This window comes from Granulicoccus phenolivorans DSM 17626 = NBRC 107789 = JCM 15570, assembly GCF_000423085.1.
GTDB classification, from domain to species: domain Bacteria; phylum Actinomycetota; class Actinomycetes; order Propionibacteriales; family Propionibacteriaceae; genus Granulicoccus; species Granulicoccus phenolivorans.
Map to the genome: position 1 here is coordinate 158,400 of NZ_KE383974.1, position 26,081 is coordinate 184,480.

Consider the following 26,081-nt stretch of genomic DNA (forward strand, 5'->3'; position numbering starts at 1 on the left):
CTGCAGGGCCCGCGGGGCGTACGCCGGCCCGCGCACTGCATGTCGGCCCGCGGACCGCAGCTCAACCCCGCGAACAGCACTTCGGCCCGCGAACAGCACTTCGGCCCGCGAACACGCACGAGGGCCCGGGGAGACGAACTCCCCGGGCCCCCGTTTGTGCTTCAGCAGATCAGACCGGCCCTCTCAGACCGGCCCTCTCGGACCGGCCCTCTCGGACCGGCCCTCTCAGACCGGGCCTCTCAGACCGGGCCTTGTCAGACCAGGCCCTCGAACAGGACGGTCGACAGGTAACGCTCGCCGAAGTCCGGCACGATGACCACGATGTTCTTGCCGGCATTCTCCGGACGGGCAGCCACCCGCGCGGCAGCCGAGATGGCGGCGCCACCGGACAGGCCGGCCAGGATGCCTTCCTCGACCGCGGCGCGCCGGGCGTACTCCTTGGCGGTGGCCAGGTCGGAGGTCACGATCTCGTTGATCCGATCGCGCTCCAGGATCGCCGGAACGAAGTTGGCGCCGATGCCCTGGATCTTGTGCGGGCCGGCGGTGCCCTGGCTCAGCACCGGGGACTCGGTCGGCTCGACCGCGATGATCTGGGCCTCGGGCTTGCGCTCGTTGAGGACCTGGGCGACCCCGGTGAGGGTGCCACCGGTACCGATCCCGGCGACGAAGATGTCGATGTTGCCGTCGAGGTCGTTCCAGATCTCCTCGGCGGTGGTGTCGTGGTGGATCTTCACATTGGCCGGGTTCTCGAACTGCCGGGCCAGGATCGCGCCCTCGGCCTGGGCCAGTTCCTCGGCCTTGGCGACCGCGCCCTTCATGCCGTCGGCACCGGGGGTGAGCACCAGTTCGGCACCGAAGGCCCGCAGCAGCGCCTTGCGCTCGTTGGACATGGTCTCCGGCATCGCCAGGACGACCTTGTAGCCGCGGGCGGCGCCGACCATGGCCAGCGCGATGCCGGTGTTGCCCGAGGTGCCCTCGACGATGGTGCCGCCCGGCTTCAGGTCGCCGGAGGCCTCGGCGGCGTCGATGATCGCCACGCCGATGCGGTCCTTGACCGAGTTGGCCGGGTTGTAGAACTCGAGCTTGGCGTACACATTCGCGTTGTCGCCGGCGATGCGGTTCAGCTTGACCAGCGGGGTGTTGCCCACTGCCTTGGTGATGTCCGAGAAGATCGTCATGTTATTCACCCTACCAATACATCCATAAGATTTACTACGGGACCGGGGTTGTGGGACGGCTGATGATGGTCCGGTTGGCCGGATTCAATACGCTGGGCACATGGCTTCGGTATTCACCCGCATCATCAACGGCGAGCTCCCCGGCCGATTCGTGTTCCGCAACGAACGCGTCGTGGCCTTCCTGTCGATCGGACCGATGAGCTACGGGCACACCCTAGTTGTGCCGATCGAGGAGGTGGACACCTGGGTCGACGCCGACCCGGAGCTGTGGCTCGAGCTCAGCCGGGTGGCGCAGCTGGTCGGTCGCGCCGTGTCCCGGGTCACCGGCGCCCCGCGGGTGGCCAACCTGATCGCCGGCTTCGAGGTGCCGCACCTGCACATCCACCTGTTCGGCGCCCAGGACATGACCGGCTTCCGGCTCAGCCCCGATGCGGTGATCGAGTTGAGCGACGACGAGATGGACCGTGCCTGCCGCGAACTCCGCGCCGCGCTGCGGGAGCTCGGCGAGACCGACACCGTTCCCGCCTGAGTGTCCGGCGACACCCCCCGACAGCGCCGCACCACCGGCGACGGCGACGACTTCAGCGAGGTTGCCCGGCAGGCCGGCCTCGGCCGCTGGATCGCCGCGCTTCCCCTGGAACTGAGCCGCACCCGCAGTACCGGACTGACCAACATCTTCCTGGGTCTGGGCTGCGGGGTGATCGTCGCGGTCCTGATCCTGATGCTGCTGATGACCGGCTCGGACTGGATCACCGGCCTGGTGGTGAGCCTGCTGCTGGTCATCTTCGCCGTCCTCACCGTCGGCCTGCTGATGGTCGGGATCACCCGACGCCGCCGCGCCGCCCGGATGCAGAACCAGGTCATCTACGAGTACGCCGACGGGTTGGTCCTGCCGCTCGGCGCCGGTTGGGTCGCGATGCCGTACGCCACCGCGCAGATCACCTTCGACCAGACCCCGGACTCCTCGGGCTTCTTCACCGACCCGATCCGGCCGCGCCCGAGCCACCTGCCCAATGAGGGCCGGGTCCGCCTGCCGGGAGGATCCGGCGAACAGGTCTGGGGCGCCCTGCTCGAGTTCAGCCCCGAGGTCGACGAACTGTTCCGCACTGCCGTCGTACGGGCGTACCGGGCCCAGCGTGATTCCGTGCTCGGCCGGATCATGCGGGATGAGGAGGTGACCTTCGGGTCGTTGACGGTCTCCACCGCCGGAGTCGGCCGCACGCTGGCCGCACCGATCGCCTGGAATCGGATCGCCGCGGTCTGGCTGGACCCCGATCGTTGCGCGCTCAAGCTGCTGCGCGCCGACGCCCCCCAGGAGATCGAGTTCGCCTACACCAGCGCGATCGCCAACCTCCCGTTGGCCCTCGAAGCGCTCAAACTCGCCGAAGACCTGGCCCGGAACCGTCCGGGCCCCAGCCCCCGGGAGATCCGATGACCGTCCCCGATCCCGCCGTCCGTGCCCTCGGCGAGCGCGCCGGCCTCGGCTACTGGCTGGCCGGCCATCCGCTGAGCGAGCCGGTCTCCGGACTGCGCAAACTCTTCGCCCCGCGCCGCCCCGAGCGGGTCGGCGACCAGGTGCACGTGTTCGGCGAGGGCCTGCTGCTGCCCGGCCGGACGCAGTGGCTGCCGGCCCCGTACGCCGTCGCCCAGTTCTGCCTCGACACCGAGCCCGATGTCCACGGCTTCTTCCCCGACCGCACCGCCGGCTCCGACCGCCACCCCGTCACAGTGGTGATCGGCGAGGACGACTGGGGTGAGGGCCGGGTGCTCCCCGCCCCGGCCGCGCGGGTCTTCCGGGAGGCCGTCCGCCGGGCGTACCAGGCACAGCGGGAGCCGACCCTGGACCGCCTGCGCGCCGGGCAGACGCTGGACTTCGAAGGCCTGGCGGTCTCCACCGCCGGGCTGACCAGTTACTGGGAGGACGAGTCGGTCGCCTGGTCCCGGATCGCCGGGTGGCGGCTGCAGCCCCAGCAGGGCAGCATCGAAGTCGCCGCGGATGGCAAGGACTACGAGTTCTGGGCCGGCGTCGCCGACGTGGCGAACCTCCCGCTGGCCCTTGAGGCGATGGCCGTCGCCCAGCAGATCGCCCGGAAGACCGACTCCACCGACCCCCGCTGACCCGCCGTCCGGGGAGGCGGGCAACAATGGCCCCTATGAGCGACCAGACACAGCGTGAACGGACACAGCGGATCGGTTTCGTCGGCGCCTCCGGGCTGATGGGCCACGGCATGGCCAAGAACCTGCGCGCGGCGGGATACCCGCTGGCGTACACGGTCAATCGACGCGAACCCGAGGGCCTGGCCGACGCCGGCGCGACCCTGGCGAACGATCACGCCGAACTGGGCCGCACCTGCGACGTCGTCTTCATCTGCGTGACCTCCGCCACCGACGTCGAGGAAGTCGTCACCGGTCCCCGCGGGCTGCTCAGTGAAGCCCGGGAGGGGCTGATCATCATCGACTCCTCGACCAGCGAACCGGGCCTGACCCAGCGGCTGGCCGCGGCCTGCGTCGAACGGGGTGCCCGCTTCGTCGACGCCCCGCTGACCCGGGGACCGGCCGAGGCCGAGGCCGGCACCCTGAACATCCTGGTCGGTGCCGATGACGACCTGTTCGCCGAACTGCAGCCGATGCTGCAGGTCTGTGCCGAACATGTCATCCACACCGGCCCGACCGGCTCGGGGCACACGATCAAACTGTTGAACAACTTCGTCATCCAGGCCCAGGCCACCGCCCTGGCCGAGGCCTTCGCGGTCGCCACCAAGGCCGATTCCGACCCGAAGACCCTGGTCGACGTGCTGTCGCTCGGGATGGCCAACAACGCCCTGCTCGCCATCATGGCCAAGACCCTCGACGGGGACTACGGCGGCATGGTGTTCGAGCTGGACAACGCTCGCAAGGACGTGCGCTACTACACCCGGCTGGCCGGCGACCTGGCACATCCGGTCACCGTCGGGGACGGGGTCCACGAATCCCTGGTGCTGGCCAGCGCGCTGGGGTACGGCAAGGAGTACGTTCCGTCGCTGGTCAAGGCGCAGGCACAGCTGGGAGGCAGCCGATAGGATCGCCGCATGTCTGAGCCAGTAGCTGCCACACACCGCGGGGTGGTGGTCATCGATTTCGGTGCCCAGTACGCCCAGTTGATCGCGCGGCGGGTCCGGGAAGCGAAGGTCTTCTCCGAGATCCTGCCGTCGACGGCGACCGTGGACCAGATCCTGGCGAAGCAGCCACTGGCGATCATCCTGTCCGGCGGTCCCGCCTCGGTGTACGCCGAGGGTGCCCCGCAGGTCGACCCGGCGCTGTTCGGCGCCGAGGTGCCCATGTTCGGGATCTGCTACGGCTTCCAGGCGATGGCGCAGGGCCTGGGCGGCCGGGTCGCCGCCACCGGACAGCGCGAGTACGGGCGTACGGTGGCCACCGTCAGTGAACCCGGCACCCTGCTGGAGTCCCTGCCCCACCAGCTGCGGGTCTGGATGAGTCATGGGGACGCCGTCACCGAACCGCCGACCGGCGCGCGTACCCTCGCCGCGACCGCCGGGGCCCCGGTGGCCGCCTTCGAGGACACTGGACGCCGGATCGCCGGCGTCCAGTGGCATCCGGAGGTGCTGCACTCCGAGCACGGCCAGCGGGTGCTGGAGAACTTCCTGTACCACATCGCCGGCATCGAACCCGACTGGACCCCGGCCTCCATCGTGGAGGAATCGGTGGCCGCGATCCGGGCGACCGTCGGCGACAAGCGGGTGCTGTGCGGGCTGTCCGGGGGCGTCGACTCCGCCGTCGCGGCCGCCCTGGTGCAGCGGGCGGTCGGCAGCCAGCTGACCTGTGTCTTCGTCGATCACGGGCTGCTCCGCAAGGGCGAGGCCGAGCAGGTCGAGCGCGACTTCGTCGCGGCCACCGGGGTCGACCTGCACGTGTCGAGCGTGGCCGACTACTTCCTGGACCATCTGGCCGGGGTGACCGATCCGGAGACCAAGCGCAAGACGATCGGCCGCGACTTCATCCGCACCTTCGAGGCGGCCGCCCGCGAGATCGCCGATGAGCAGGGCATCGACTTCCTGGTGCAGGGCACGCTGTACCCCGACGTGGTGGAGTCCGGCGGCGGCGAGGGCGCGGCCAACATCAAGTCACACCACAATGTCGGCGGCCTGCCCGATGACCTGCAGTTCACCCTGATCGAGCCGCTGCGCACCCTGTTCAAGGACGAGGTACGCGCGGTCGGGACGGAACTGGGCCTGCCGGAGGAGATGGTGTGGCGCCAGCCGTTCCCCGGCCCCGGGCTGGCGATCCGGATCATCGGCGAGGTCACCCGCGACCGGCTGGACCTGCTGCGGGAGGCCGACGCGATCGCCCGGGAGGAACTGACCCGCTCCGGGCTGGACCGCGACGTGTGGCAGTTTCCGGTGGTGCTGCTGGCCGATGTCCGCTCGGTCGGGGTGCAGGGCGACGGGCGTACCTATGGGCACCCGGTGGTGCTGCGCCCGGTCTCCAGCGAGGACGCGATGACCGCCGACTGGAGCCGGCTGCCGTACGAGCTGCTGGAAACGATTTCCACCCGGATCACCAACGAGGTACCGGAGGTGAACCGGGTGGTGCTCGATGTCACGTCGAAGCCGCCGGGCACCATCGAGTGGGAGTGACCCCACCCGACGGGGTCCCGGCGGTCGGCCGGTTCACCGCAGGTCGTCGCCGCGGTAGATGTCGTTCGGTCCGGAGTTCTGCTGGCCCTGCTCGCGCTTGGCCTTCTGGTCGTCGTACCAGGCCTTGCCCTGCTCGGCGGCCTGCTGGGCGATCACCTTGCCGGAATCGCTGGGCAGGAGCAGCCAGGCCAGGACGTACAGCACCGGGCCGACGCCGGTGCCGAGCACGATCACGGCGGTGACGATCCGGGTGATGGTCAGGTCCCAGCCATAGGTCTTGGCCAGGCCGGAGCAGACACCGCCGAGGATCTTGTCGGATTCACTGCGCTTGAGTTCGGTGGCGGGCATGTTGGGTTTCTCCTTCAATATGGATGGACGAGCTGGGATCAGGTCTTCTTGCGGGACAGCAGCAGACCGAGGATGCCGATCAGCACGAGGCTGAACGGCGCGGCCAGCTTGAGGACGATCGGGTCCAGGGGGCCACCGAACGCCATCCAGAGCACGCCGGAGGCCAACAACAGCATGAGAATGCCGGCGATCAGCGCGACCGGGTCGGTGCGGGTGGGACGCGGCGTGCCAGACATCACTGCACCTCCACCGAGCCGAACCCGACCCGGATGTCCAGGGTGAGCGTCGGCTTGCTCGGATCGAGGATCCGTTGGGTCGAGCCGGGGCCACTGACCTGGTCGCTGGTCTTCCCGAGGACGTCCACCCCGGCCAGATCGGTCTGCCAGGTCACCCGGACGTTGGCGTCGGCGGGCACCCGGATCACGGCCTTGCCGGTGTCCAGCTCGACCCGGTAAGTCCGATCCTCGGTGACCTGCAGTTCCCGCAGGTCGATGTCGTACTCACCCATCGAGGCCTGGGTCCGGTCGGGGAGTTCGGCGAGGGTGGAGTAGGTGAGCACGGTCGGTGCCGGGGGTGGGCCCGGGGGCGGGGCGGTGGCGCCGAAGACCGCCACGATCGCCAGGACCGCCGCGGTGGCGACCATCAGCGGCGGCCGGCCGAACCGGTACGCCACCACCAGCACCACCCCGAGCACTGCCAGCGCCGCCGCGGGGTAGGCGTACCAGGCCACCGGTATCGGCAGCAGCACCAACGTGGCGATGGCCAGCCCGATCCCGATCAGTGCGATCAGCCACAGCCGGCCGCTGCGGCGGCGTTTGCGCGGGGGCGGACCGGCCGCCGGCGGGTCGTAGATCCCGGCCGGGTCGGGCTGGGACAGATACGCCTGCATCGAGTACCCGGGGGCGGTGGCGTACTCGTCGGCGGCCCGCGGGGTGGCCGCCGGGTCGGCAGCCGCGGCGGCGGACCGGACCGGTCCGCCCTGCTGGTACTCCGCGATCCGCTGCTGCCAGGCCCGCGCCGCCTCGGTGAACGGTGTCGGCGGGCCGGCCAGCGGGTTGATCTCGGCGACCCGTGCGGTGTGCTGGGCGCGCTCCCGGGCCTTCTGCGGCCGGCGGATCCCGAAGTACCAGACTCCGAGGATCACCAGCGCCGGGACCAGGCCGAACGGCACCCACTGGCTCAGAATGCCACTGACGATCAGGCAACTGATCACCGCGATCGCGATCCAGGTCTGCCGGGACAGATCCTTCAACTGGGGCACGTAGCGTTCCACGGGTACGCCGTTGGGCCCCGGCGAGAGCAGCCAGCCCAGCGCGTACAGGACCAGGCCCACGCCGTTGCTGAGCGCGAGCACGACGAAGATGACGCGGACCACGGTGGGATCGAGCCGATAGCGGCGGGCGATGCCGGCACACAGACCGGAGACCACGCCGTGCTCGGCGGGCCGCTCGATCTGCTGCATCAACTCCATGTCTCCATCCTGCCCGCGGGCGCGGCCGGTTTCATCGGGGAGTACCCGGAATCTGCGCGCCGAAACCCCCCGGGGGATGCGCTCAGGGCACGTTCAGGGATCACCCGCTGGTCGCCGGCACGGGCGGGGGGAAGAATGGAAGGCACTATGGCAGATTCCACGACCACCAGCCCGCCCGCGGCCGACCCGGCGGGTGGACAGCCCGACTGGCCGCCGGCGAAGGCGTACCGGGTTGCCGAGGGCTCCTGGATCGGTGGCGTGTGCACCGGGCTGGCCAAACATCTGCACTGCTCGGTGCTGGTGCTGCGGATCGCGTTCGTGGTGCTGCTGCTGGCGTCCTTCCTGGGTGCGCTGGTGTACGCCGCGCTGTGGCTGCTGCTGCCGCCGGACACCTCGGCCACTGCGGAGAAGGCTCCCGGTCTGGAGTCGGCCTCGCGCAACAACATGCGGACCGAGGGCAGCGAACAGGCCCAGGGGCGCAAGCGGCACAAGATCGAATGGGGCCCGCTGCTGGCGGTGCTGCTGCTGGCCGCGGGCGTGGTCTGGCTGGTGCAGGCCTCCGGACGGGGTCTGGCCGGCCAGCTGTTCTGGCCGATCGCGTTCGCCGCGGTCGGGGTCGCGCTGGTCTGGCGTACCGCCGACAACCAGCACGGCGACACCAGTTGGAAGAAGGAGACCGGCGGTCGGGCCTGGCTGGCGCCGCTGGTGGCCCGGGGCCGGCTGCTGACGATCGCGCGAACCGCGCTCGGGCTGGGCCTGGTCGGCGCCTCGATCGGGCTGGTGATGGCGACCCAGTCCGGGCTGCGGGCGTTGCCGGAGATGCTGGTGATGAGTGCGCTGGCGATCGCCGGGGTGGGCCTGGTGATGGCGCCGTGGCTGTACCGCACCCAGCGCGACCTGCAGGTGACCCGGGAGCAGAAAGTACGCGCCGACGCCCGGGCCGATATGGCCGCCCACCTGCACGATTCGGTGCTGCAGACCCTGGCGATGATCCAGAAGCAGGCCGACGACCCCAAGGCGGTGGCCACCCTGGCCCGCAAGCAGGAGCGCGAGCTGCGGCTCTACCTGTACGGCGACCAGATCCGGGAGGCGACGGTGAAGGCGGCCCTGACCGCGGCCGCCGCCGAGGTGGAGGACGAGCGCGGCCTCCCGGTCGACGTGGTCTGCGTCGGCGACGCCGATCTGGATGAGTCCCTGGAGGCGATGATCCGCGCGGCCCGGGAGGCGATGACCAATGCGGCCAAGCATTCCGGGGCGCCCCGGATCGATGTGTACGCCGAGGTGACCGACGACCTGGTGGAGATCTTCGTACGGGATCGGGGCAAGGGCTTCGACATCGACGAGATCGGGGATGATCGAATGGGAGTCAAGGGCAGCATCATCGGCCGGATGGAACGGCACGGGGGCACCGCCCGGATCCGCTCGACCCCCGAGGACGGTACCGAAGTGAAACTGGAGATGACGCGATGACCGAGACCACATCCCACCCCGCGAGCCCGAACAAGCTGTTGCGGGTGGTCGTGGTCGACGACCACGAGATGTTCCGCACCGGGGTCAAGGCCGAGATCGGCCGCCACGTCCAGGTCGTCGGCGAGGGCGAGGACGTGGCCACCGCCGTCAAGGCCGTGCTCGCGCAGAACCCGGACGTCGTCCTGCTCGACGTCCACCTGCCCGGCGGGGGCGGCACCGAGGTGATCAAGCAGGTGCACGCCAAGAATCCCGAGCAGCGCTTCCTCGCCCTGTCGGTCTCCGACGCCGCGGAGGACGTGATCGGGGTGATCCGCGCCGGCGCCCGGGGGTATGTGACCAAGTCCATCTCCGGGGAGGAACTGGTCGCCGCGATCCGGCGGGTCGCCGACGGGGATGCGGTCTTCTCGCCGCGGCTGGCCGGATTCGTGCTGGACGCCTTTTCCGGCTCGATCGACATCTCCTCGGTCGATGAGGAACTGGACCGGCTGTCGAATCGGGAGCGCGAGGTGCTGCGGCTGATCGCCCGGGGGTACTCCTACAAGGAGATCGCCCGCGAGCTGTTCATCTCGATCAAGACCGTCGAGACGCATGTGTCCAGTGTGCTGCGCAAGCTCCAACTGTCGAACCGGCACCAGCTGACCCGGTGGGCGACCGATCGGCGTCTCATCTGACCCGTGCTTCGCTGTGGTCACAGCCGTGACGGGCGGTGATGAGTTTCTGATCACTTGCCCACAATTTACTCAGCATCAGTTTGGCGGGTCCGTTGCAAATCCGTTAGGTTCCTTGCGAGCGGGTGACCGCGATTCAGCGAACTGAGTGAGGTTGTGCAGGTGTCAGGGAACCCGTTCCGTCGGTCGCAGGCCCGCCGTGCCGCCGTCGCCACCCGCGTACCCACCGATCCCGAGCTGAGCATCAAGCGGCTGTGCGGGCAGAGTCTGGCCGCGGTCGCGATCTCCGCGCTGGGGATGGCCGTGGCCGTGTCGGTCGGGATGACCGCCGCCGCGGAGTCCGAGCGGCTCGCCGGCGATGCGCCGGCCACCTCCCAGGGCAATCCGGACATCACCCGGGCGAACCCGGCGCCGATGGCCCAGCAGGCCGAACGCAACCTGGCCGCGATCCAGCAGGCCGAGGTGCACCAGGGCGATCAGGCCGGTTCCCTGGACGTGTTCACCCGGCTGAGCCGGGACGACACCAGCCGCAATGTGCTGCGCGGCGAACTGGACAAGGCCGTCGCCGACCAGCAGGCGAAGCGCCGCACCGAGCAACTCACCCAGAGCAGCGACAAGGCCGCGCTGGAGTCTGGGACCGCGGTCCGCGACTCCCGCAACAAGGATCTGATGAACCGGACCGAGGCCACCCGGCGGGAGAACGAGCGCCTGGCGGAGGAGAAGCGCAAGACCGGCGAGGCCCAGAACCAGGGCGGCTCGAACATGCCGGCCGCCCAGCCCGGGGATGGGGCCGGGCTGCCGTCGGGTGGGGGAGCCGGCGGGGCCTCGGTTCCGATGCCGCAGGGGCGCTACTCCCTGGGCGCCCGCTGGGGTGCGGTCGGTTCGTGGTCGCGGTACCACACCGGGCAGGATCTGCCGGCGCCGGTGGGTACGCCGCTGCGGGCCGCGGCCGACGGCGTCGTGGTCACCTCCAACGGGGGCAGCTGGGCCGGCACCCACGTGGTGATCCGGCACGCCGACGGGTCGGCCACCCTGTACGCGCACATGTCCGGCGCGAGCGTACGCCCGGGGCAGACCGTCCGCGGCGGTGACATGATCGGGGCGGTCGGGATGACCGGGCGTACCTTCGGCCCGCACCTGCACTTCGAGCACTACCCCAACGCCGCGACCGTCGGGAACCCCTACACCACCGACGATCCGGCCGCCTGGCTGGCTCGCCAGGGCGTACGCCTCTGAGCGCTCGGCTCAGAGCTTTTCGACCGGGGCGAACTTCAGCATCAGCCGCTTGACCCCGGGGGAGCCGAAGTCGATATCGGCGGTCGCCTTGTCCCCGGCTCCCGCGGTGGCGATCACCGTGCCGAGTCCGAAGGTGCTGTGCACCACCCGATCCCCGGTGGTCAGCGACGGCGCGTTCTTGTTCACCTTCGGGGCGTTGAAGGTCCGTTTGCTGAGGCCGGAGAAGGTCTCCGAGCGGCCCGCGCTGCGTTCCCGGTCGGCCCACCGGCTGCTGGCCGAGGAGTTGCGCCACTGGGTCACCGCGCCGGCGGTGCGGCGCCAGTCCATCAGATGCTGCGGGATCTCCTCGAGGAAGCGGCTGGCCGGGTTGTACTGCGGCGCGCCCCACGCGGTCCGGACCACCGCCCGGGACAGGTAGAGCCGCTTGCGCGCCCGGGTGATCCCGACGTACGCCAGCCGGCGCTCTTCCTCGAGTTCGGTCTTGTTGCCCAGGGCCCGCAGGTGCGGGAAGACGCCGTCCTCCAGGCCGGTCAGGAAGACCGTGTCGAACTCCAGCCCCTTCGCGGTGTGCAGCGTCATCAGGGTGACCGTGCCTGCGGCCGGCTTGGCGTCGGCGTCCCCGTCGGCCTGGTCGGGGACCTGGTCGGAGTCGGCGACCAGCGCGATCCGTTCCAGGAACGCGGTCAGCGACGGATCCGGCTCCGGCGACCCGGCCACCAGCAGCGACTCCCCGCCCGGGATCTCGGCATCCTCCGGCGCCACCGCGGTCAGGTCGATCGCGGCCGCGGCCGCGACGAACTCCTCGGCCACCGAGACGAACTCGGCCAGGTTCTCCAGCCGGGTCTGGTCCTGCGGGTCGGTGGAGTTCTTCAGCTCGGCGACCAGCCCGGAGGCATCCAGGATGCTCGCGACGATCTCATCGGCCGGCTTGCCGTCGGCCACCATCTGGCGGTGCTCGTCCATCATCTGCACGAACGCCGCGATCTGCTTGGCCGAACGGGTGGCCAGCGGGGTCTCCTCGGCCCGGGCCAGGGCGGCGGAGAACGGGATCCGGTCGCGCTGGGCGAGCGCCTCGATGGTGGCCTCGGCCCGGTCCCCGATGCCGCGCTTGGGGGTGTTCAGGATCCGGCGTACCGACACGTCGTCGGCGGGGTTGGCGATCGCGCGCAGGTAGGCGATCGCGTCGCGGACCTCCTTGCGCTCGTAGAACCGGACGCCACCGACCACCCGATAGGGGAGCCCGACCCGGATGAAGACCTCTTCCAGGGCCCGGGACTGGGCGTTGGTGCGATAGAACACCGCGGTGTCGCCGAAGCCGGAGGTGCCGGCGTCGTTGAGCCGGTCGATCTCGCCGGCGATGAACTGGGCCTCGTCGTGCTCGGTGTCGGCGACGTAGCCGACGATCTTGTCGCCGTCCCCGGCATCGGACCACAGGTTCTTCTCCGGCCGGCCGGCGTTGTGTCCGATCACGGCGTTGGCCGCCGACAGCACGGTCTGGGTGGAGCGGTAGTTCTGTTCCAGTTTGATCGTGGTCGCGCCGGGGAAGTCCTGCTCGAAGTCGAGGATGTTGCGGATCGTGGCGCCGCGGAAGGCGTAGATGGACTGGTCGGAGTCGCCGACCACCATCAGTTCCGGCGGTTCCACCTCGTTCAGGTCGGTCTGCTCGGACTCGCCGCACAGCTCGCGGATCAGCACGTACTGGGCGTGGTTGGTGTCCTGGTACTCATCGACCAGCACGTGCCGGAACCGGCGCCGATACTGCTCGCGCACCTCGGGGAAGGCCTGCAGCAGATGCACCGTCAGCATGATCAGGTCGTCGAAGTCGACCGCGTTCGCCGCCTTGAGCCGCCGCTGATATTCCCCGTACGCCCGGGCGTACGCCTCATCGCCGTCCTCGGCGACCCGGGTGTGGGCGGACTCGTGGTCGACCAGATCGTTCTTGGCGTTGGAGACCCAGTTCATCACCCCGCGCACCGGGTACCGTTTCGGATCCAGCGACAGGTCGTTCAGCACCAGCTGCATCAGGCGTTTGGAGTCGGTGTCGTCGTAGATCGAGAACTGCCGGGCGTACCCGAACCGGTCGATCTCGGCCCGTAGGATCCGCACGCAGGCGGAGTGGAAGGTGGAGACCCACATCAGCCGCGCCCGGTTCCCGACGATGTCGGCGACCCGGCTGCGCATCTCGGCGGCCGCCTTGTTGGTGAAGGTGATCGCCAGGATCGAGCCGGGGTGCACCTTGCGTTCGGTGACCAGGTACGCGATCCGCCGGGTCAGCACCCGGGTCTTGCCCGAACCGGCGCCGGCCACCACCAGGACGGGCGACCCGGCGTGCACGACGGCCTCCCGCTGCGGCGGGTTCAGCCCGGCCAGCAGGTCGACCTTGGGTTGGCGGCGGGCGGGTTTGGCATTGGGGGCGGGTTCACTGGCATCCTGAGCCTGAGCGGCCCGGCCGAACTCGGGAAACAAGGGAGTGGCAGACATATCTGCTCCAGCCTAGATCCCCGCTCGGACATTTTCGGCGTCGACCGCGGCGCCGGAGAAACTCGCCCGCAGGAGGACCATGACCGGCACATCCGCTGAGGAACCCGAGCGCGCGTCCGCCGAGTCCGGCCCGGTCAGCCCGGCCGAGACCAACTACGAGCAACCCACCGTCTCGGCCAGCGACGTCGACATCCCGTTGGATGCCCTGATCCCGCTGGACCGCTACTCCAAGTGGCATCCGCAGCGGCCCCGGGTGGGCCCCGGCCGGGCGCTGAAGCTGTGGCTGCAGAACTCGATGAACTTCAACGGTCGTGCCTCGCGGACCGAGTACTGGTGGGTGATGGCGCTGCTGGCGGTGCTCTATCTGGTGATCCCGCTGGTGGTCGGCAACCTGGCCAACGCGGAGGCGATCCCGCAAATGGTCGGGGTGGCCGTGGTGATCGCCTGCTGGGGGATCCTGCCGCTGCTGCTGTCGGTGCCGACCCTGGCGCTGAGCTCACGGCGGCTGCACGACACCAACCGCTCGGCGTTCTGGAACTTCTTCTACCTGATCCCGGTCACCGGGGCGGTTGTCGTGGCGTACTGCTGCATCAAACCGTCCAACCCGTACGGGGTCCGCTTCGACCCCGTCCTGGGCAACCCGCCGGTCGAGTGATGGCGGTTTCGGTTCGGATCGATCCGTTGCCGGTCGCCCGGGTCCCCGAGCCCGAGGAGTGGGCACGCGGACCGATCGGCGCGTACGCGGCGTGCTATGTGATCACCGGGTTGTGGGGAATGGTCGGCGCGCCCTGGTTCGTCGCCATGGGCGATTTCGCGACCTTCGCGCTCCTGCTGCACGAAGCCTTCCTGCTGCTGTGGATCCCGCTGATCGCGATGCCGCTGCTGGCGCTGTGCGTCTACCCGCAGCGGCGGTGGTGGCGGATGCTGGCGTTCCAGGCGGTCGCGGGGCTGGTATTCGGGTTGGTGATGATTCTGTCGGTGTTCGGCAGGGCACCGGTGGTGGCGCTGTACGCCTGGTTGCTCTCGAGCGTCCCGGCGGCGGTGACGGCGATCCTGTTCGGGGGAATCGCGTACCTGCTGATCCGACCGGAGCGACCGCGCTCACCCTGGCTCACCGGCGGTCTGCTGGTCGGTTCGCTGCTGGTCACCGTCGTCATCCCCATCGCGGCCGATGTGCAGGCCTCGGGTTGGAACTGGGCCCCGAAGCTGGCCCTGCGTCCCTGACCCGGCGTCTCCCGGGCCATCGAGCGTCACCGTTGGCAATCCAGCTTCTGGGCGCCCCGAAGCTCAGTGACCAAGGTTGACGCTGGATGACCTCGGTGGCGCTGGGTGGCAGCGTGTCAGCGCTGACTGGCAGCGTGTTGTCGCTGGCCGGTAGTTCGGTCGTCCGGACGCCCGCTGGTCTGCGGGTGGGGCGGGGGTTTCGCGGGCCTTGTTCGGGTGTGCGGTGCTGCTTGGTGTGTGCGGGGCCTGCAGGGGCAGCCGGGCGTACGGGGGACCGCGGACTGCTCCGGGGGTCGCTGGTTGGTGCCCATGCCTCGCTGGGCCCTTGTCCGAGCAGCGCCAAGGCCCGGCACCTGCACGGTGCCGGGCCTCACCCGGTGACGTAGCGGGGTCAGCCTTCGCGGGCGTACGCCGGGGCGGGCTGCTCGGCCGCCTCCGACGCGGCCACCGCCCAATCCCGACCACCCGACTGCGTGCGCTCCCGCATCGCCGCCTCGTTCTCCAGCCAGCTGTGATCGTTGCCCTTCAGGAAGAAGATGTAGACCACCAGGGAGACCGCGATGACCGCGGTGACGTACCAGATGAACGCGGGCACCTGACCGGCTTCCCCGGCGGCCTGGTACAGCAGCGGCGCGGTGCCACCGAAGACCGAGTTGGACACCGCGTACCCCAGCCCCAGACCCAGCGCGCGGATGTGGGTCGGGAAGAGGTCGGCCTTGACCACCGCGTTGACCGAGGTGTAGCCGGTGAGGATGATGAAGCCGCCGACCAGGATCGCGAAGGCGAAGATCGGGTTGGTCTGCTGGGGGAGTGCGGTGAGCAGGAAGCCGGTGTACAGGACTCCGCCGACGCCGAAGAAGATGAGCAGGGTCCGCCGCCCGACAATGTCGGACAACCATCCGCCCAGCGGCTGCAGCAGCATCAGGACGATCAGCGCTGCCAGGTTGAGCAGGGTCCCGGTGATCACATCGCCGCCGGAGAATGCCTTCTTGACGATTCCCGGGCCGGTGACGGAGTAGGTGTAGAAGGCCAGGGTTCCGCCGGCGGTCACCAGGAAGCACAGCAGCAGCGGCTTCCACTGGTTCACCAGCAACTCGCGCATGGAACCCGTTCGGGTCGCGGTGCCGTTCTTGGCTGCCGCGATCGTCGAGGCGTCCAGGGTTTCGTCCATCGTGCGGCGCATCACCAGCACGGCCAGCGCGCCGAGGGCGCCGATGCCGAAGGCAACCCGCCAGCCCCACTGGGAGATGGCCTCGTGCGGCAGGGCGACCACCATGATCAACAGCGTCAGCTGGGCCAGGACATGACCGCCGACCAGGGTGACGTAGTGGAAGGAGGACAGGAAGCCCCGGCGTCCGGGGACGGCTGCCTCGGACATGTACGTCGCGCTGGTGCCGTACTCGCCACCGGTGGCGAAGCCCTGGACCAGGCGGGCGATGACCAGCAGGACGACTGCCCCGGTGCCGATCGTCCCGGCCGTCGGGGCCACCGCGATCAGCAGGGAGCAGGCCGCCATCACCGACACCGACACCGTCAGCGCCAACCGCCGTCCGTGCCGGTCCGCGAAGCGCCCGAAGAACCAGGAGCCCAGCGGGCGCATCAGGAAGGTCAGTGCAAAGATCGCCCAGACGTACACCGTGGAGTTGGCATCGTTCTTGTCGAAGAACTGGGACTCGAAGTACGTGGCGAACACGGAGTAGACGTAGACGTCGTACCACTCCACAAGGTTGCCCGCGGAGCCTTTCAGGGTGTTCGACACCGACCGTCGCAGGTTCGGTGCCGTCGCAGTCGTCGTTGACATTGACACAGTCCATTCGTTTCGGGTGAGCCGGCTCTTCGTTCGGTGAGCCGTTCAGGGACAGGACCATCCTCACGGCCGCGACGGTGCCCGAACCGGTTCCCTAACAGTCCCTTTACAAACACTTTCCCCACCGCCTGCCCGCTCGGCCGGGGGACGGCGCGGGGCATACTGGGCGCCATGCGAGTGCTGGTGGTCGAGGACGACCGTTCGGTCTCGGCTGCGTTGACCGCGGTCCTGACCCGGGTGGGCAACACCTGTACGGCGATCTCCCGGGGCGGGGAACTGGTGGCTCGGCACCGCGAGGCCGATGTGGTGCTGCTCGACCTCGGGCTGGAGGACATGGACGGGCTGGATGCCCTGCAACAGCTGCGCGAAGTCTCCGACATGCCGGTGCTGGTGGTCACGGCTCGCGGCGACGAGCGCTCCACGGTCGCGGCACTGCGCCTGGGGGCCGACGACTACCTGGTCAAACCGGTACGCCTGCACGAACTGCTCGCCCGGCTGACCGCGGTGACCCGGCGGTATCCCGGTTTCGCGTCCCCGGAGCGGCTCCAGCTGGGCGACCTGGTGATCGAGGTCGCCGCGCACCGGGTCACCTACGGCGAGACCGAGGTGAGCCTGACCCCCACCGAGTTCTCCCTGCTCCTCGGGTTCGCCAAGCACGTCGGCAGTGCGGTGAGTCGGCAGACCGTCGTCGAACACGTCTGGGGTCCGGGGTACGCGGCCAAGTCGCGGTCGTTCGATGTGCATCTGGCCCAACTGCGCCAGAAGCTGCCGATGCTCACCATCACCACGATCCGCGGCTTCGGCTTCCGTCTCGAGGAGCCCGGGTGAGGACCCGGGTCCTGCTGCCCCTGCTGATCTTCGGGCTGCTCACGATCTGCGCCATCCTGGTCCCGGCCGGCGGGTCGATCGCAGCCGGGCGTACCCAACAACTCGCCCTGCAACGGGCAAACTCGATGGACCAGATCGGGCAGCGCGCCCAGGCCGCGATCGCCGCCGGGGAACCGGCGGTGCTGCAGCGCTACCTGCAGCGGTTCTTCGACACCTACGGTGAGCGGGTGCTCGTGGTCGACAACCAGGGTGCGGTCCTTGCCTCGGTCGGCGGCCTCGCCCCCACCGACCACATCGCCGACCTGGTGCTGGGGGCAACGCGCGCGGTGCCCCAATGGTCGGTTCCGGCGGTCTACCCGTGGAGTGCCGACACCGTCCTGGTCGCCGAGCCCCTGCTGTCGGAGGGGAGCACGGTGCTCGGGGCGGTGGTGCTCGAGATCAACCAGACCGCGGCCAAGCGCGACATCATCGGTGGCTGGATCCTGGTGGGGCTCACCGGTGCCGGTCTGTTGGCGGTGCTGCTGCTCGCCTCGATCAGCTGGACCCGCTGGGTGCTGCGTCCGGTGCGCGCCCTGGACCGGGCCACCCAGGCCGTCGCCGAGCGCCGGGTCCCGGATCTGCAGGGCACGCCCGGGCCACCGGAACTGCGGCGGCTCGCCGATTCGTTCGTACGCATGGCCCGGGGGGTGGAGGACGCCCTCGAACAGCAGCGCGGGCTGGTCGCCGATGCCTCGCATCAGTTGCGCAACCCGCTGGCCGCGCTGCGCTATCGGGTGGACGGGCTCCGGGTGGGCCTCGACACCGGCCACGACCCGACCGGGACCGATCTGGATGCGATGGACCACGACCTCGATCGCCTGGAGCGGACCGTGGAGCGGCTGCTGGTGCTGGCCGATGCCGAACATCGCGCGACCGAGATCGCCGCGGAGGCAGCGGGACCGGGAGCCGACGCCGACGTCGGCTGCGTGGTGTCCGCGGACGCGCTGGCGGCCCCGCACCGCCGCGCGCTGCACGAGGCCGGGATCGAGCTGGTGACCTCCGGGGCGGAGATCCGCGTCGCCGGTTCCTGCGGCGACATCGAGGAGATCGTCGAGATCCTGCTGGACAACGCCCGCAAGTACGCCGGGTCCGGGGCGACGGTCTGGGTCGGCCTCGACCGGGCGGGCGACGTGGCGACGCTCGAGATCGCCGACTCCGGAACCGGGCTCACCGACGAGGAACTCGCCCGGGTCGGCACCCGGTTCTGGCGCGCGTCGCGGCACACCACGCTGCCCGGGACCGGCCTCGGGTATGCCATCATCACCCAACTGGCCCGCGCGAATCACGCCGAGGTCGAGGTCGGCCGGGCCGACCAGGGTGGACTGCGCACCCGGATCCGGCTGGGGGCGCGATGAGCATCTCCCGGCGCGGCATCCTGCTCGGCCTGGCCGCGCTTCCGCTGATCGGCTGTACGCAGTCGGCCCAACCGGAGCCGCTGCGGCTGGCGGCCGGGGAGGCCGGTGGTCCCTACCTGGAGTTCGGGACGCTACTGAGCGCGGCGCTGCGGGCGCACGGCGGCGCCCAGCTGCAGGCCCTGCCCAGTGACGGCAGCATCCACAATCTGCGGCTGCTCGAGGCCGGATCGGTCGAGCTCGCCCTGGCGCAGGCCGACGCCGCCAGCGACCTCGGGCGCGGCGCGGTGGCGATCGGGCGGGTGTACCAGAACTATCTGCAGTGCGTCGTCCGCGCCGACAGCGGGCTGCGCCGGCTCGCGGAGCTGGCCGGGCGTCGGGTGTCGGTCGGGGCACCCGAGTCCGGTGGCGCGCTCACCACCCGCCGCATCCTCGAGGCCGCCGGGCTCACGACCGGTCCGCAGGCACCGACGCTCAGCGAGCGGGGACTGGCCGGCGGCGCGGCGGCGCTGGCCGCCGGCGACGTCGACGCCTTCTTCTGGGCCGGGGGTGTGCCGACCGCGCGGATCGCCGACCTGGCGGCCACCGGTACGCCGGTCGCGCTGCTCGACCTGGGCACCACCTTCGCTGCCCTCAACGCCGCCCATCCTGACCGCTATCTGGCCACCGAGGTACCCGCCGGGGCGTACGGCTCCCGCGCGCCGGTGCCGACCATCGGCGTACCGAACCTGTTGCTGGCCCGACCCGATCTGCCCGACCCGGTCGCCCGGACGCTGGTCGACGTACTCATCGACGATGCCGAAGCGCTGGTCCCCGCCGGATCGGCAGGCCTGCAATACCTCTCCCGGGCCGGGCTGATCGACACCGCGCCGGTCCCGCTGCATCCGGCCGCGCTGCAGCGCTACCGCGAGCGGTACGGGTGATCCGTCGCCCAGCGTTTGCAAAATCGTTGAAATTCCGTTGTTACGCACGGGTCACCACTTGTCTACGATGGTCCCATGGGTTTTTGGGAATGGATTATGTTCATCATCCTCGGAATCGTCGCCGGGGCTATCGCACAGCTCGTCATGAAGGGGAAGCAGGGCACCAGCAGCTGGATCCTCAATATCGTCCTCGGCGTGATCGGAGCCCTGCTCGGCACCGTCCTGGGCAACATCATCTTCCACGGCGGGAAGGTCTCCCTGCAGGGGGCCAACCTGTTCAACATCGGAACCTGGGTGATGGCGATCATCGGTTGCATCATCGTCTTCCTGATCAAGGGACTGATCACCCGCAACCGCACCTGACCCCCGACCGCCCCGAAACGAACAACCACGAAACGAAACGACCGAGGCCGCAGCACCGTGGGTGCTGCGGCCTCGATCGTTCACCGGAAGCTGTGTGAGATCTGCTCAGAGGCGTACGCCCTGTCGCGCCATCCACGAGACCGGATCGTCGGTGGTGTAGGGGTTGCCGACGTCCGAGGCGTTGGGGTAGTGCTCGAAGTGCAGGTGCGGGCCGAAGGTACGCCCGGTCATCCCGACCGCGCCGATCGACTCGCCACCCTTGACGACCTGTCCGGGCCGCACGGTCATCGCGGACATGTGCGCGTACAGCGTGGCCGACCCGTCGGCGTGCCGAATCACCACGTGGGTGCCGGCCCAGCTGCCACCGTTGGAGGTGACCACGACGCCGTCGGCAGCCGCCACCAGCGGCGTACCCACCGGAGCGGGGAGGTCCTGGCCGGTGTGGTAGCGCGACCACGAGCCGACCGCACCCCAGCGAGCGCCCAGGGTGTAGGCGCCGCGGGCGATCGGGGAGGTGGCGCCACCGGAGCCACTGGCGGCCGGGGCCGGCGCAGCCTGACCGCCGGCGGCCTGATCGGCACCCGCCTGGGTGCTGCCGGTCTGCGCGGCCTGGTTGCCACCGCTCTGCTGGGCGGCGTTGACGTTGGTCTGGGAGGTGTCGGTGCTCCCGGCCGGCTGCTGCTGCTTGGCCGCCTGCTGCGGCATGTTGGAGCCGCCCTGGTTCTGCTGGGCCTGCTGCGCGGCGCGCTGGGCCTCTTCGGCCTTGCGCTTCTCCTCCTCCAGGCGCAGCTGCTCGCGCTTGGCGCCCTCGGACTTGATCACCAGGTCGCGGGAACGGGTGTCCCGGACGGCGGTGCCGGACTCCAGGGCAGCCTTGTCGCTGGTCTGGGTCAGCTGCTCGGTGCGCTCCTTGGCCTGCTGGTTCGCCACGGCCTTGTCCAGCTCGCCGCGGACGGCGTTGCGGCTGGTGTCATTGCCCTGGCGGTTGAACACGTCGAGGGAGCCGCCCTCGTCGGTGCCGTTGGCCTTCTTGGTGGCCTGCTCGACCGCGGCCTGCTCCCGGGCGGCCGCAGCCGCTGCCGGGGCCGGGTTCGCCCGGCTGATGTCGGGGTTCCCCTGTCCGGCGACCGGAGCATCGGTGGAGATCTGTGCCGACTGCGCGGAGGCGGTCATCCCGACCGACACTGCAACGCCCATGCCGAGGGCAGACACGGCCACCGCGGCCAGCCCCTGCCCGATCATCCGCTTGATGCTCAGGTCTCCATCCTGATGCGCGCGGGGCGCCTTCGCCGCGCGGCGGGCCTGAGACCTCTTGAAAGGATTCCCTGACACCTGCTCTACCTCTTCCAGTTCCGGTTGTGCGGGGATCACCGCACTTCAGGAAACATAACGGATTGATAACCGCCAGCCAAACTGAATCGTGAAGTAATTTTTCTCAGGTTCACTCAGGGCGCCGTCAACACTGGGGGCAGCCCACTGCGGTAGTGACGATTGTCACAAACAGCGGTCCGCAGGGAGGAACGGCGCAAAACGGCACAGTGGGTACCCCCGGATTGCGGCTAGGCTCCCATCCGTACACCACGTCGACCTTAAAAGGGAAGACGTGGCTGACAAGCGTGTCCGGGCTCGAAGTCCCGGGGGCGAGAGCCAAAGGGGCGCAGACGCCCCGCACAGAACAAGGATGGAGCCGTCGTGGATCTCTACGAATACCAGGCGCGCGACCTTTTCGAGTCGCACGGTGTGCCGGTCCTGCGGGGCATCACTGCCACCACCGCCGCCGAAGCCCGCCAGGCCGCCGAAGACCTCGGTACCCCGGTCGTCGTCGTGAAGGCCCAGGTGAAGACCGGTGGCCGGGGCAAGGCGGGTGGCGTCAAGGTCGCCAAGAGCGCCGAGGAAGCCGAAGCCCGGGCCAACGACATTCTCGGGATGGACATCAAGGGCCACACCGTGCGCACCGTGATGATCGCCGAGGGTGCCGACATCGCCGAGGAGTACTACTTCTCGCTGCTGCTGGACCGCGCCAACCGCTCCTACCTGGCGATGTGCTCGAAGGAGGGCGGGGTCGAGATCGAGACCCTGGCCGAGGAGCGTCCCGAGGCGCTGGCCCGCGTCGAGGTGGACCCGCTGGTCGGGATCGATCAGGCCAAGGCCGACGAGATCGTGGCCGCCGCCGGCTTCGACGCCGAGGACCAGCCGAAGATCGCCGCCGTGCTGATCAAGCTGTGGGACGTGTACGCCGGCGAGGACGCCACCCTGGTCGAGGTGAACCCGCTGATCAAGACCGGCGCCGGTGACATCGTCGCCCTCGACGGCAAGGTCACCCTGGACGACAACGCCGAGTTCCGCCACCCCGACCACGTCGCCCTGCACGACGACCAGTCCACCGACCCGCTGGAGGTCAAGGCCAAGTCGCTGGGTCTGCAGTACGTCAAGCTGGACGGCAACGTCGGCATCATCGGTAACGGCGCCGGCCTGGTCATGTCCACCCTCGACGTCGTCGCGTACGCCGGCGAGGAGTTCCCGGGCTCGCCGAAGCCGGCCAACTTCCTCGACATCGGTGGCGGCGCCTCGGCCGAGGTGATGTCCAACGGGCTGTCGATCATCTTCTCCGACCCCGCCGTGCAGAGCGTGTTCGTCAACGTCTTCGGTGGCATCACCGCCTGTGACGCGGTCGCCAACGGGATCATCCAGGCGTTCGAACTGCTCGGCGCCCAGGGTGCCACGCACAAGCCGGTCGTGGTCCGCCTCGACGGCAACAACGCCGAACTCGGGCGCAAGATGCTCGATGAGGCCGCTCTGCCCAACCTGGAGCGGGTCGACACCATGGACGATGCGGCCCGCCGGGTTGCCGAGCTGGCCAGCCGGGCCAACTGAGAGGACGAGAACAATGGCTATTTTCCTGAATTCTGATTCCAAGGTCATCGTCCAGGGCATGACCGGCTCCGAGGGCATGAAGCACACCCAGCGCATGCTCACCTCGGGCACCAACATCGTCGGTGGCGTGAACCCGCGCAAGGCCGGCACCGAGGTCGAGTTCGCCGGCGGGGTCAAGGTTCCCGTCTTCGGCACCGTCAAGGAGGCCATCGCGGCCGCCGACGCGGACGTGTCGGTCATCTTCGTTCCGGCGAAGTTCACCAAGGACGCCGTCGTCGAGGCCGTCGAGGCCGAGATCCCGCTGGCGATCTGCATCACCGAGGGCGTCGCGGTCAAGGACACCGCGGAGTTCTACACCCTGGCCAAGGGATCCAAGACCCGGCTGATCGGCCCGAACTGCCCCGGCGTCATCTCCCCGGAGCAGTCCAACGCCGGGATCATCCCCGCCGACATCGCCCCGAAGAAGGGCCGGATCGGGCTGGTGTCCAAGTCGGGCACCCTGACCTACCAGATGATGTACGAGCTGCGCGACTTCGGTTTCTCCACCGCGGTCGGCATCGGCGGTGACCCGGTCATCGGGACCACTCACATCGACTGCCTGCAGGCATTCCAGGACGACCCCGAGACCGACGCCATCGTGATGATCGGTGAGATCGGCGGCGACGCCGAGGAGCGGGCCGCGGACTACATCAAGGCCAATGTCACCAAGCCGGTCGTCGGCTATGTGGCCGGCTTTACCGCCCCGGAGGGCAAGACCATGGGTCACGCCGGGGCGATCGTCTCCGGTTCGGCCGGGACCGCCGCCGCCAAGCAGAAGGCGCTGGAGGCCGCCGGGGTCAAGGTCGGCAAGACCCCGTCCGGTGCCGCGGCCCTGGTGCGCGAGATCATGGAGGGCCTCACGGCCTGAGCGGGTACGCCCCGGCGTACCCCCGCAACACAGAACCCCGGGTCCGGCATCATGCCGGGCCCGGGGTTCGTTGTGTCCGGTCCGCGATCGCGGTCAGCGCGACTGGGTGGCGCGCTGCCCGGCCCGGGTCGCGGTGGCGTTCCAGGCCTGATCGGTGAAGTCCAGCTTGTCGGCGTTGTTCAGCAGGTAGACCAGCTTCTTGTCCGCCACGACCACCGCGACGCGGTAGCGGGCCTGCTGACCGCCCTCCAGCTTCTGGGTGACCGTGGAGGTGAAGCCCTTCACGGTGACGCCGCTGACCTGGGTCTCGAAGGGCGCCGGGGTGGTCGCCTGACCGGTCAGGGTGCTCTGCTGGCACCGGCTCAGCCCCTGGGAGATCCGGTCGGACAGACCAGTGGCATCGCCATTGGAGCCGAAGGTCAGCAGCACTTCATCGGCCCCGAACCCGGTCGGCGCGGCGGGATCGTCGCGCAGCAGGTAGGTCCGCTGGCCCTTGTCGGTGGTGCCCGACACGGTCCCCAGGTCGACCCCCTCACAGCCGGTGCCGGAACGGATGTTCAGGTCCTTGGTGACCGGGGTCGCGTTCCACGAACCCACCCCGTCGCTGAGCCGCGGCAGGTCGTTGGGAACCATGAAGCCGGGCGCATCGCCGGCCGGCGGCGGCACGGTCTCGGCGCTGGCCAGGGCCGAACCGGCGCACAGGCCGCCGACCGAACCGCACTGGCTGTTCACGACCTCGCCGATGGCATTGGTCAGCTGGGGCCGGTTCATCGGCTCCTTGAGCCGGTGGGCGTCGAAGATGTTCACCGTCCGGCCGGTCCGCACGATGATGATCGTGTGGTACTGCGGGGTCTGCTCCCGCAGCATCAGCCGTACGCCGACCGCCTGATCACCCAGGTCGTGGAAGCCCAGGCCCGACTCGATGTAGTACGGGGTGCCGGTGCAGGCACCGATCTCGGCGCTGCGGAAGTTGAACACCTTCTGGGCGTCCTCGACGGTGGCGAAGGTATCGGCGCGATGCAGCAACGCGGACTTGTCGTCGCCGGAGGCAGTCAGCGTCCGCAGGTAGGTGATCTGCGGGCCGGGCTGGCCCGAGGGCTGCGGCGCCACACAGGGGGCGCTGGCCGACTTGTCGGTGATCCCGGTATCGGTCCCGGTCACCGACCAGTCCCGGGTGGAATCGACCGTCTTCGCCTGGGCCTGGCTGAGCAGCATCTCCTGGGTCAGCGGCGGCCCGGGCTCGGAGTTGGTGGCGCTGCTGGGCGACTGGTTCGCGGTCTGCGCGGACTTGCCCAGGGTCCACACGCCGAAGCTGGCGACCAGGGCCACGATGATGATTCCGGCGGCGATCGAGACCCCGACCGCGACCATGTTGCGCTTGGAGCGCTTCTTCTTCGGCTTCTCCGCGGTGGTGGGGTCGGCGTCCGCGCTGGCGCCCCGGGCGGCGGCACCGGCCGGCAGAACCTTGGTGCTCTCGGTATCCTCGTTCTCGACGTCGACCGGCGTCTGCGGCCCCTGCGACGACCGGGACTCCTCGCGCTTGGCCCGCAGCCGCTTGAACGGATTGCGTTCCTTCTGCTCCGGCTCGGCGACCCGACGGCCCTGCGGCTCCTCGGGGGCCTGCTGTTCCGGCTCCGGCTTCGGCGCGAACGGATTGACCGGACGCTCTGCCTCGTTCTCCTCGCGGCGCGGCGGCACCGGGGCATCCACCACCGGCTCGGCGCGTACGCTCAGCGCGCGCGGCGCGGTCGGGCGACCGGATTCGGGAGTCGGGGTCTGCGGCGGGGTCTGTTGCGGAGCCTGCGGCGGGGTTTGTTGTGGAGCCTGCGGCTGGGTCTGTTGTGGAGCCTGCGGCTGGGTCTGTTGCGCAGCCTGCGGCGGGGGAGGGGCCATCGCGGGCCCCGGGCCGGCATCGGTGACCACGGGATTGATCGAGGTCTCATCCATCGACCCGTCCGAGGCGAATCCGCGACCACGCCGCGGCGCACCGGAGTCGGTGGCACCGGCGTCCGTGTCGGAATCGTTAGCCGCGAAACCGGCGGCGCGACGCCCTGGTGGCGTAGGCTCCACTCCGCGCTCCTGCTCCGGTCCTGCCGGTTCGTCGACCGGGCCGGCGGCGCGGCGCGGCCGGTAGGCGGACGCGTCCTCGTCGTTGCTCATATGTCACTCCTTCCCGAAGTGGGCACCCATCCCACTGGTGTCCCACTGGTCACGGGCGCTTCGACTTTACCCGAGAACCGAGTGTCCCTGCGAGTCTGCACGGTTCGCTTCCGGCACA

The 26,081-nt window shown here is 69.8% G+C and carries 24 protein-coding genes; 16 read left to right on the forward strand and 8 right to left on the reverse strand.

From position 1 onward, the window contains the following. Window positions 1-254: 254 nt before the first annotated feature. On the reverse strand, window positions 255-1,178 hold the full coding sequence (cysK, locus tag G531_RS0118065) for a cysteine synthase A (protein WP_026928296.1): 924 nt from the start codon (window positions 1,176-1,178) through the stop codon (window positions 255-257). Between the two features lie 100 nt (window positions 1,179-1,278). On the opposite strand from cysK, the gene G531_RS0118070 reads away from it, so the two are divergent. The 5 genes from G531_RS0118070 to guaA are packed head-to-tail and all read left to right on the forward strand — an operon-like array spanning window position 1,279 to window position 5,812. Then, the gene (locus tag G531_RS0118070) at window positions 1,279-1,707 is read left to right on the forward strand and encodes an HIT family protein (RefSeq protein WP_026928297.1); all 429 of its coding nucleotides are present in this window, start codon (window positions 1,279-1,281) and stop codon (window positions 1,705-1,707) included. Further along, a complete protein-coding gene (locus G531_RS0118075; protein ID WP_026928298.1) occupies window positions 1,708-2,613 on the forward strand; it encodes a hypothetical protein in 906 nt (301 codons plus the stop codon). Beyond that, a complete protein-coding gene (locus G531_RS24915; RefSeq protein WP_026928299.1) occupies window positions 2,610-3,296 on the forward strand; it encodes a hypothetical protein in 687 nt (228 codons plus the stop codon). Before G531_RS0118075 ends, G531_RS24915 begins: the two co-directional genes overlap by 4 nt. A gap of 35 nt (window positions 3,297-3,331) precedes the next feature. Beyond that, entirely contained in the window at window positions 3,332-4,237 is a 906-nt protein-coding gene (locus G531_RS0118085) for an NAD(P)-dependent oxidoreductase (protein WP_026928300.1), read from the forward strand. A 9-nt stretch (window positions 4,238-4,246) separates the two neighbouring features. After that, the gene (guaA, locus tag G531_RS0118090; protein ID WP_026928301.1) at window positions 4,247-5,812 is read left to right on the forward strand and encodes a glutamine-hydrolyzing GMP synthase; all 1,566 of its coding nucleotides are present in this window, start codon (window positions 4,247-4,249) and stop codon (window positions 5,810-5,812) included. A gap of 33 nt (window positions 5,813-5,845) precedes the next feature. Here guaA and G531_RS24920 read toward each other — a convergent pair whose 3' ends face one another. Genes G531_RS24920 through G531_RS0118105 form a run of 3 tightly spaced genes read right to left on the reverse strand, consistent with a single transcriptional unit; the run spans window position 5,846 to window position 7,631 of the window. Beyond that, window positions 5,846-6,160, reverse strand: coding sequence for a PspC domain-containing protein (locus tag G531_RS24920; RefSeq protein ID WP_051215688.1), 315 nt, complete (start codon window positions 6,158-6,160; stop codon window positions 5,846-5,848). A 38-nt stretch (window positions 6,161-6,198) separates the two neighbouring features. Next, on the reverse strand, window positions 6,199-6,396 hold the full coding sequence (locus tag G531_RS0118100; RefSeq protein WP_026928302.1) for a hypothetical protein: 198 nt from the start codon (window positions 6,394-6,396) through the stop codon (window positions 6,199-6,201). Beyond that, window positions 6,396-7,631, reverse strand: coding sequence for a PspC domain-containing protein (locus G531_RS0118105; protein ID WP_026928303.1), 1,236 nt, complete (start codon window positions 7,629-7,631; stop codon window positions 6,396-6,398). The genes G531_RS0118100 and G531_RS0118105 overlap by 1 nt, the downstream gene beginning before the upstream one ends. 147 nt (window positions 7,632-7,778) lie before the next feature. Between G531_RS0118105 and G531_RS0118110 the strand changes: the two genes are divergently transcribed. From G531_RS0118110 to G531_RS24925, 3 genes are all read left to right on the forward strand, one after another. Next, a complete protein-coding gene (locus tag G531_RS0118110; protein ID WP_051215689.1) occupies window positions 7,779-9,101 on the forward strand; it encodes an ATP-binding protein in 1,323 nt (440 codons plus the stop codon). Further along, window positions 9,098-9,772: a response regulator gene (locus G531_RS0118115; protein ID WP_026928305.1), complete on the forward strand. Its 675-nt coding sequence runs from the start codon at window positions 9,098-9,100 to the stop codon at window positions 9,770-9,772. Before G531_RS0118110 ends, G531_RS0118115 begins: the two co-directional genes overlap by 4 nt. A gap of 159 nt (window positions 9,773-9,931) precedes the next feature. After that, window positions 9,932-11,005, forward strand: a complete 1,074-nt coding sequence (locus G531_RS24925) for a M23 family metallopeptidase (RefSeq protein ID WP_145978604.1) — start codon at window positions 9,932-9,934, stop codon at window positions 11,003-11,005. 9 nt (window positions 11,006-11,014) lie between these two features. On the opposite strand, the gene pcrA is transcribed toward G531_RS24925, so the two are convergent. Then, window positions 11,015-13,486 (reverse strand): DNA helicase PcrA, encoded by a 2,472-nt coding sequence (pcrA, locus tag G531_RS0118125; protein ID WP_026928307.1) that lies wholly within the window; start codon window positions 13,484-13,486, stop codon window positions 11,015-11,017. A 79-nt stretch (window positions 13,487-13,565) separates the two neighbouring features. On the opposite strand from pcrA, the gene G531_RS0118130 reads away from it, so the two are divergent. Both G531_RS0118130 and G531_RS0118135 read left to right on the forward strand, forming a co-directional pair. Further along, window positions 13,566-14,141, forward strand: a complete 576-nt coding sequence (locus G531_RS0118130; RefSeq protein ID WP_026928308.1) for a DUF805 domain-containing protein — start codon at window positions 13,566-13,568, stop codon at window positions 14,139-14,141. Next, entirely contained in the window at window positions 14,141-14,710 is a 570-nt protein-coding gene (locus G531_RS0118135; protein WP_026928309.1) for a hypothetical protein, read from the forward strand. Before G531_RS0118130 ends, G531_RS0118135 begins: the two co-directional genes overlap by 1 nt. Window positions 14,711-15,101: 391 nt before the next feature. Here the strand turns inward: G531_RS0118135 and G531_RS23855 are convergent, their stop codons facing one another. Further along, the gene (locus tag G531_RS23855) at window positions 15,102-16,511 is read right to left on the reverse strand and encodes an MFS transporter (protein ID WP_051215690.1); all 1,410 of its coding nucleotides are present in this window, start codon (window positions 16,509-16,511) and stop codon (window positions 15,102-15,104) included. 177 nt (window positions 16,512-16,688) lie between these two features. Between G531_RS23855 and G531_RS0118145 the strand changes: the two genes are divergently transcribed. The 4 genes from G531_RS0118145 (at window position 16,689) to G531_RS0118160 (ending at window position 20,022) form a co-directional block, all read left to right on the forward strand. Beyond that, the gene (locus G531_RS0118145) at window positions 16,689-17,345 is read left to right on the forward strand and encodes a response regulator transcription factor (RefSeq protein WP_026928310.1); all 657 of its coding nucleotides are present in this window, start codon (window positions 16,689-16,691) and stop codon (window positions 17,343-17,345) included. After that, a complete protein-coding gene (locus G531_RS0118150; protein ID WP_026928311.1) occupies window positions 17,342-18,739 on the forward strand; it encodes a sensor histidine kinase in 1,398 nt (465 codons plus the stop codon). Before G531_RS0118145 ends, G531_RS0118150 begins: the two co-directional genes overlap by 4 nt. Further along, window positions 18,736-19,659 (forward strand): TAXI family TRAP transporter solute-binding subunit, encoded by a 924-nt coding sequence (locus G531_RS0118155; protein ID WP_035759666.1) that lies wholly within the window; start codon window positions 18,736-18,738, stop codon window positions 19,657-19,659. The genes G531_RS0118150 and G531_RS0118155 overlap by 4 nt, the downstream gene beginning before the upstream one ends. 75 nt (window positions 19,660-19,734) lie before the next feature. Continuing rightward, a complete protein-coding gene (locus G531_RS0118160; protein WP_026928313.1) occupies window positions 19,735-20,022 on the forward strand; it encodes a GlsB/YeaQ/YmgE family stress response membrane protein in 288 nt (95 codons plus the stop codon). A gap of 105 nt (window positions 20,023-20,127) precedes the next feature. On the opposite strand, the gene G531_RS24930 is transcribed toward G531_RS0118160, so the two are convergent. After that, a complete protein-coding gene (locus G531_RS24930) occupies window positions 20,128-21,354 on the reverse strand; it encodes a M23 family metallopeptidase (RefSeq protein WP_145978605.1) in 1,227 nt (408 codons plus the stop codon). A 360-nt stretch (window positions 21,355-21,714) separates the two neighbouring features. Here G531_RS24930 and sucC point away from each other — a divergent pair, with 360 nt between their 5' ends. Both sucC and sucD read left to right on the forward strand, forming a co-directional pair. After that, complete coding sequence (sucC, locus tag G531_RS0118170) at window positions 21,715-22,896, forward strand: ADP-forming succinate--CoA ligase subunit beta (RefSeq protein WP_026928314.1); 1,182 nt, start codon at window positions 21,715-21,717, stop codon at window positions 22,894-22,896. Between the two features lie 13 nt (window positions 22,897-22,909). Beyond that, a complete protein-coding gene (gene sucD / locus G531_RS0118175) occupies window positions 22,910-23,803 on the forward strand; it encodes a succinate--CoA ligase subunit alpha (protein ID WP_026928315.1) in 894 nt (297 codons plus the stop codon). 93 nt (window positions 23,804-23,896) lie between these two features. On the opposite strand, the gene G531_RS0118180 is transcribed toward sucD, so the two are convergent. After that, the gene (locus G531_RS0118180) at window positions 23,897-25,963 is read right to left on the reverse strand and encodes a hypothetical protein (protein WP_026928316.1); all 2,067 of its coding nucleotides are present in this window, start codon (window positions 25,961-25,963) and stop codon (window positions 23,897-23,899) included. Window positions 25,964-26,081: the final 118 nt, after the last annotated feature.

What these genes read in the sequence shown, in the direction of transcription:
- G531_RS0118085 (WP_026928300.1), top strand. Translation starts at nt 3,332, where the DNA reads ATGAGCGACCAGACACAGCGTGAACGGACACAGCGGATCGGTTTCGTC.
- G531_RS0118180 (WP_026928316.1), bottom strand. Translation starts at nt 25,963, where the DNA reads ATGAGCAACGACGAGGACGCGTCCGCCTACCGGCCGCGCCGCGCCGCC.
- pcrA (WP_026928307.1), bottom strand. Translation starts at nt 13,486, where the DNA reads ATGTCTGCCACTCCCTTGTTTCCCGAGTTCGGCCGGGCCGCTCAGGCT.
- G531_RS0118070 (WP_026928297.1), top strand. Translation starts at nt 1,279, where the DNA reads ATGGCTTCGGTATTCACCCGCATCATCAACGGCGAGCTCCCCGGCCGA.
- G531_RS0118160 (WP_026928313.1), top strand. Translation starts at nt 19,735, where the DNA reads ATGGGTTTTTGGGAATGGATTATGTTCATCATCCTCGGAATCGTCGCC.
- G531_RS0118110 (WP_051215689.1), top strand. Translation starts at nt 7,779, where the DNA reads ATGGCAGATTCCACGACCACCAGCCCGCCCGCGGCCGACCCGGCGGGT.
- sucD (WP_026928315.1), top strand. Translation starts at nt 22,910, where the DNA reads ATGGCTATTTTCCTGAATTCTGATTCCAAGGTCATCGTCCAGGGCATG.
- G531_RS24915 (WP_026928299.1), top strand. Translation starts at nt 2,610, where the DNA reads ATGACCGTCCCCGATCCCGCCGTCCGTGCCCTCGGCGAGCGCGCCGGC.
- guaA (WP_026928301.1), top strand. Translation starts at nt 4,247, where the DNA reads ATGTCTGAGCCAGTAGCTGCCACACACCGCGGGGTGGTGGTCATCGAT.
- G531_RS0118145 (WP_026928310.1), top strand. Translation starts at nt 16,689, where the DNA reads ATGCGAGTGCTGGTGGTCGAGGACGACCGTTCGGTCTCGGCTGCGTTG.
- G531_RS0118130 (WP_026928308.1), top strand. Translation starts at nt 13,566, where the DNA reads ATGACCGGCACATCCGCTGAGGAACCCGAGCGCGCGTCCGCCGAGTCC.
- G531_RS23855 (WP_051215690.1), bottom strand. Translation starts at nt 16,511, where the DNA reads ATGTCAACGACGACTGCGACGGCACCGAACCTGCGACGGTCGGTGTCG.
- G531_RS24920 (WP_051215688.1), bottom strand. Translation starts at nt 6,160, where the DNA reads ATGCCCGCCACCGAACTCAAGCGCAGTGAATCCGACAAGATCCTCGGC.
- G531_RS0118105 (WP_026928303.1), bottom strand. Translation starts at nt 7,631, where the DNA reads ATGGAGTTGATGCAGCAGATCGAGCGGCCCGCCGAGCACGGCGTGGTC.
- G531_RS0118115 (WP_026928305.1), top strand. Translation starts at nt 9,098, where the DNA reads ATGACCGAGACCACATCCCACCCCGCGAGCCCGAACAAGCTGTTGCGG.
- G531_RS0118155 (WP_035759666.1), top strand. Translation starts at nt 18,736, where the DNA reads ATGAGCATCTCCCGGCGCGGCATCCTGCTCGGCCTGGCCGCGCTTCCG.
- G531_RS0118100 (WP_026928302.1), bottom strand. Translation starts at nt 6,396, where the DNA reads ATGTCTGGCACGCCGCGTCCCACCCGCACCGACCCGGTCGCGCTGATC.
- G531_RS0118135 (WP_026928309.1), top strand. Translation starts at nt 14,141, where the DNA reads ATGGCGGTTTCGGTTCGGATCGATCCGTTGCCGGTCGCCCGGGTCCCC.
- cysK (WP_026928296.1), bottom strand. Translation starts at nt 1,178, where the DNA reads ATGACGATCTTCTCGGACATCACCAAGGCAGTGGGCAACACCCCGCTG.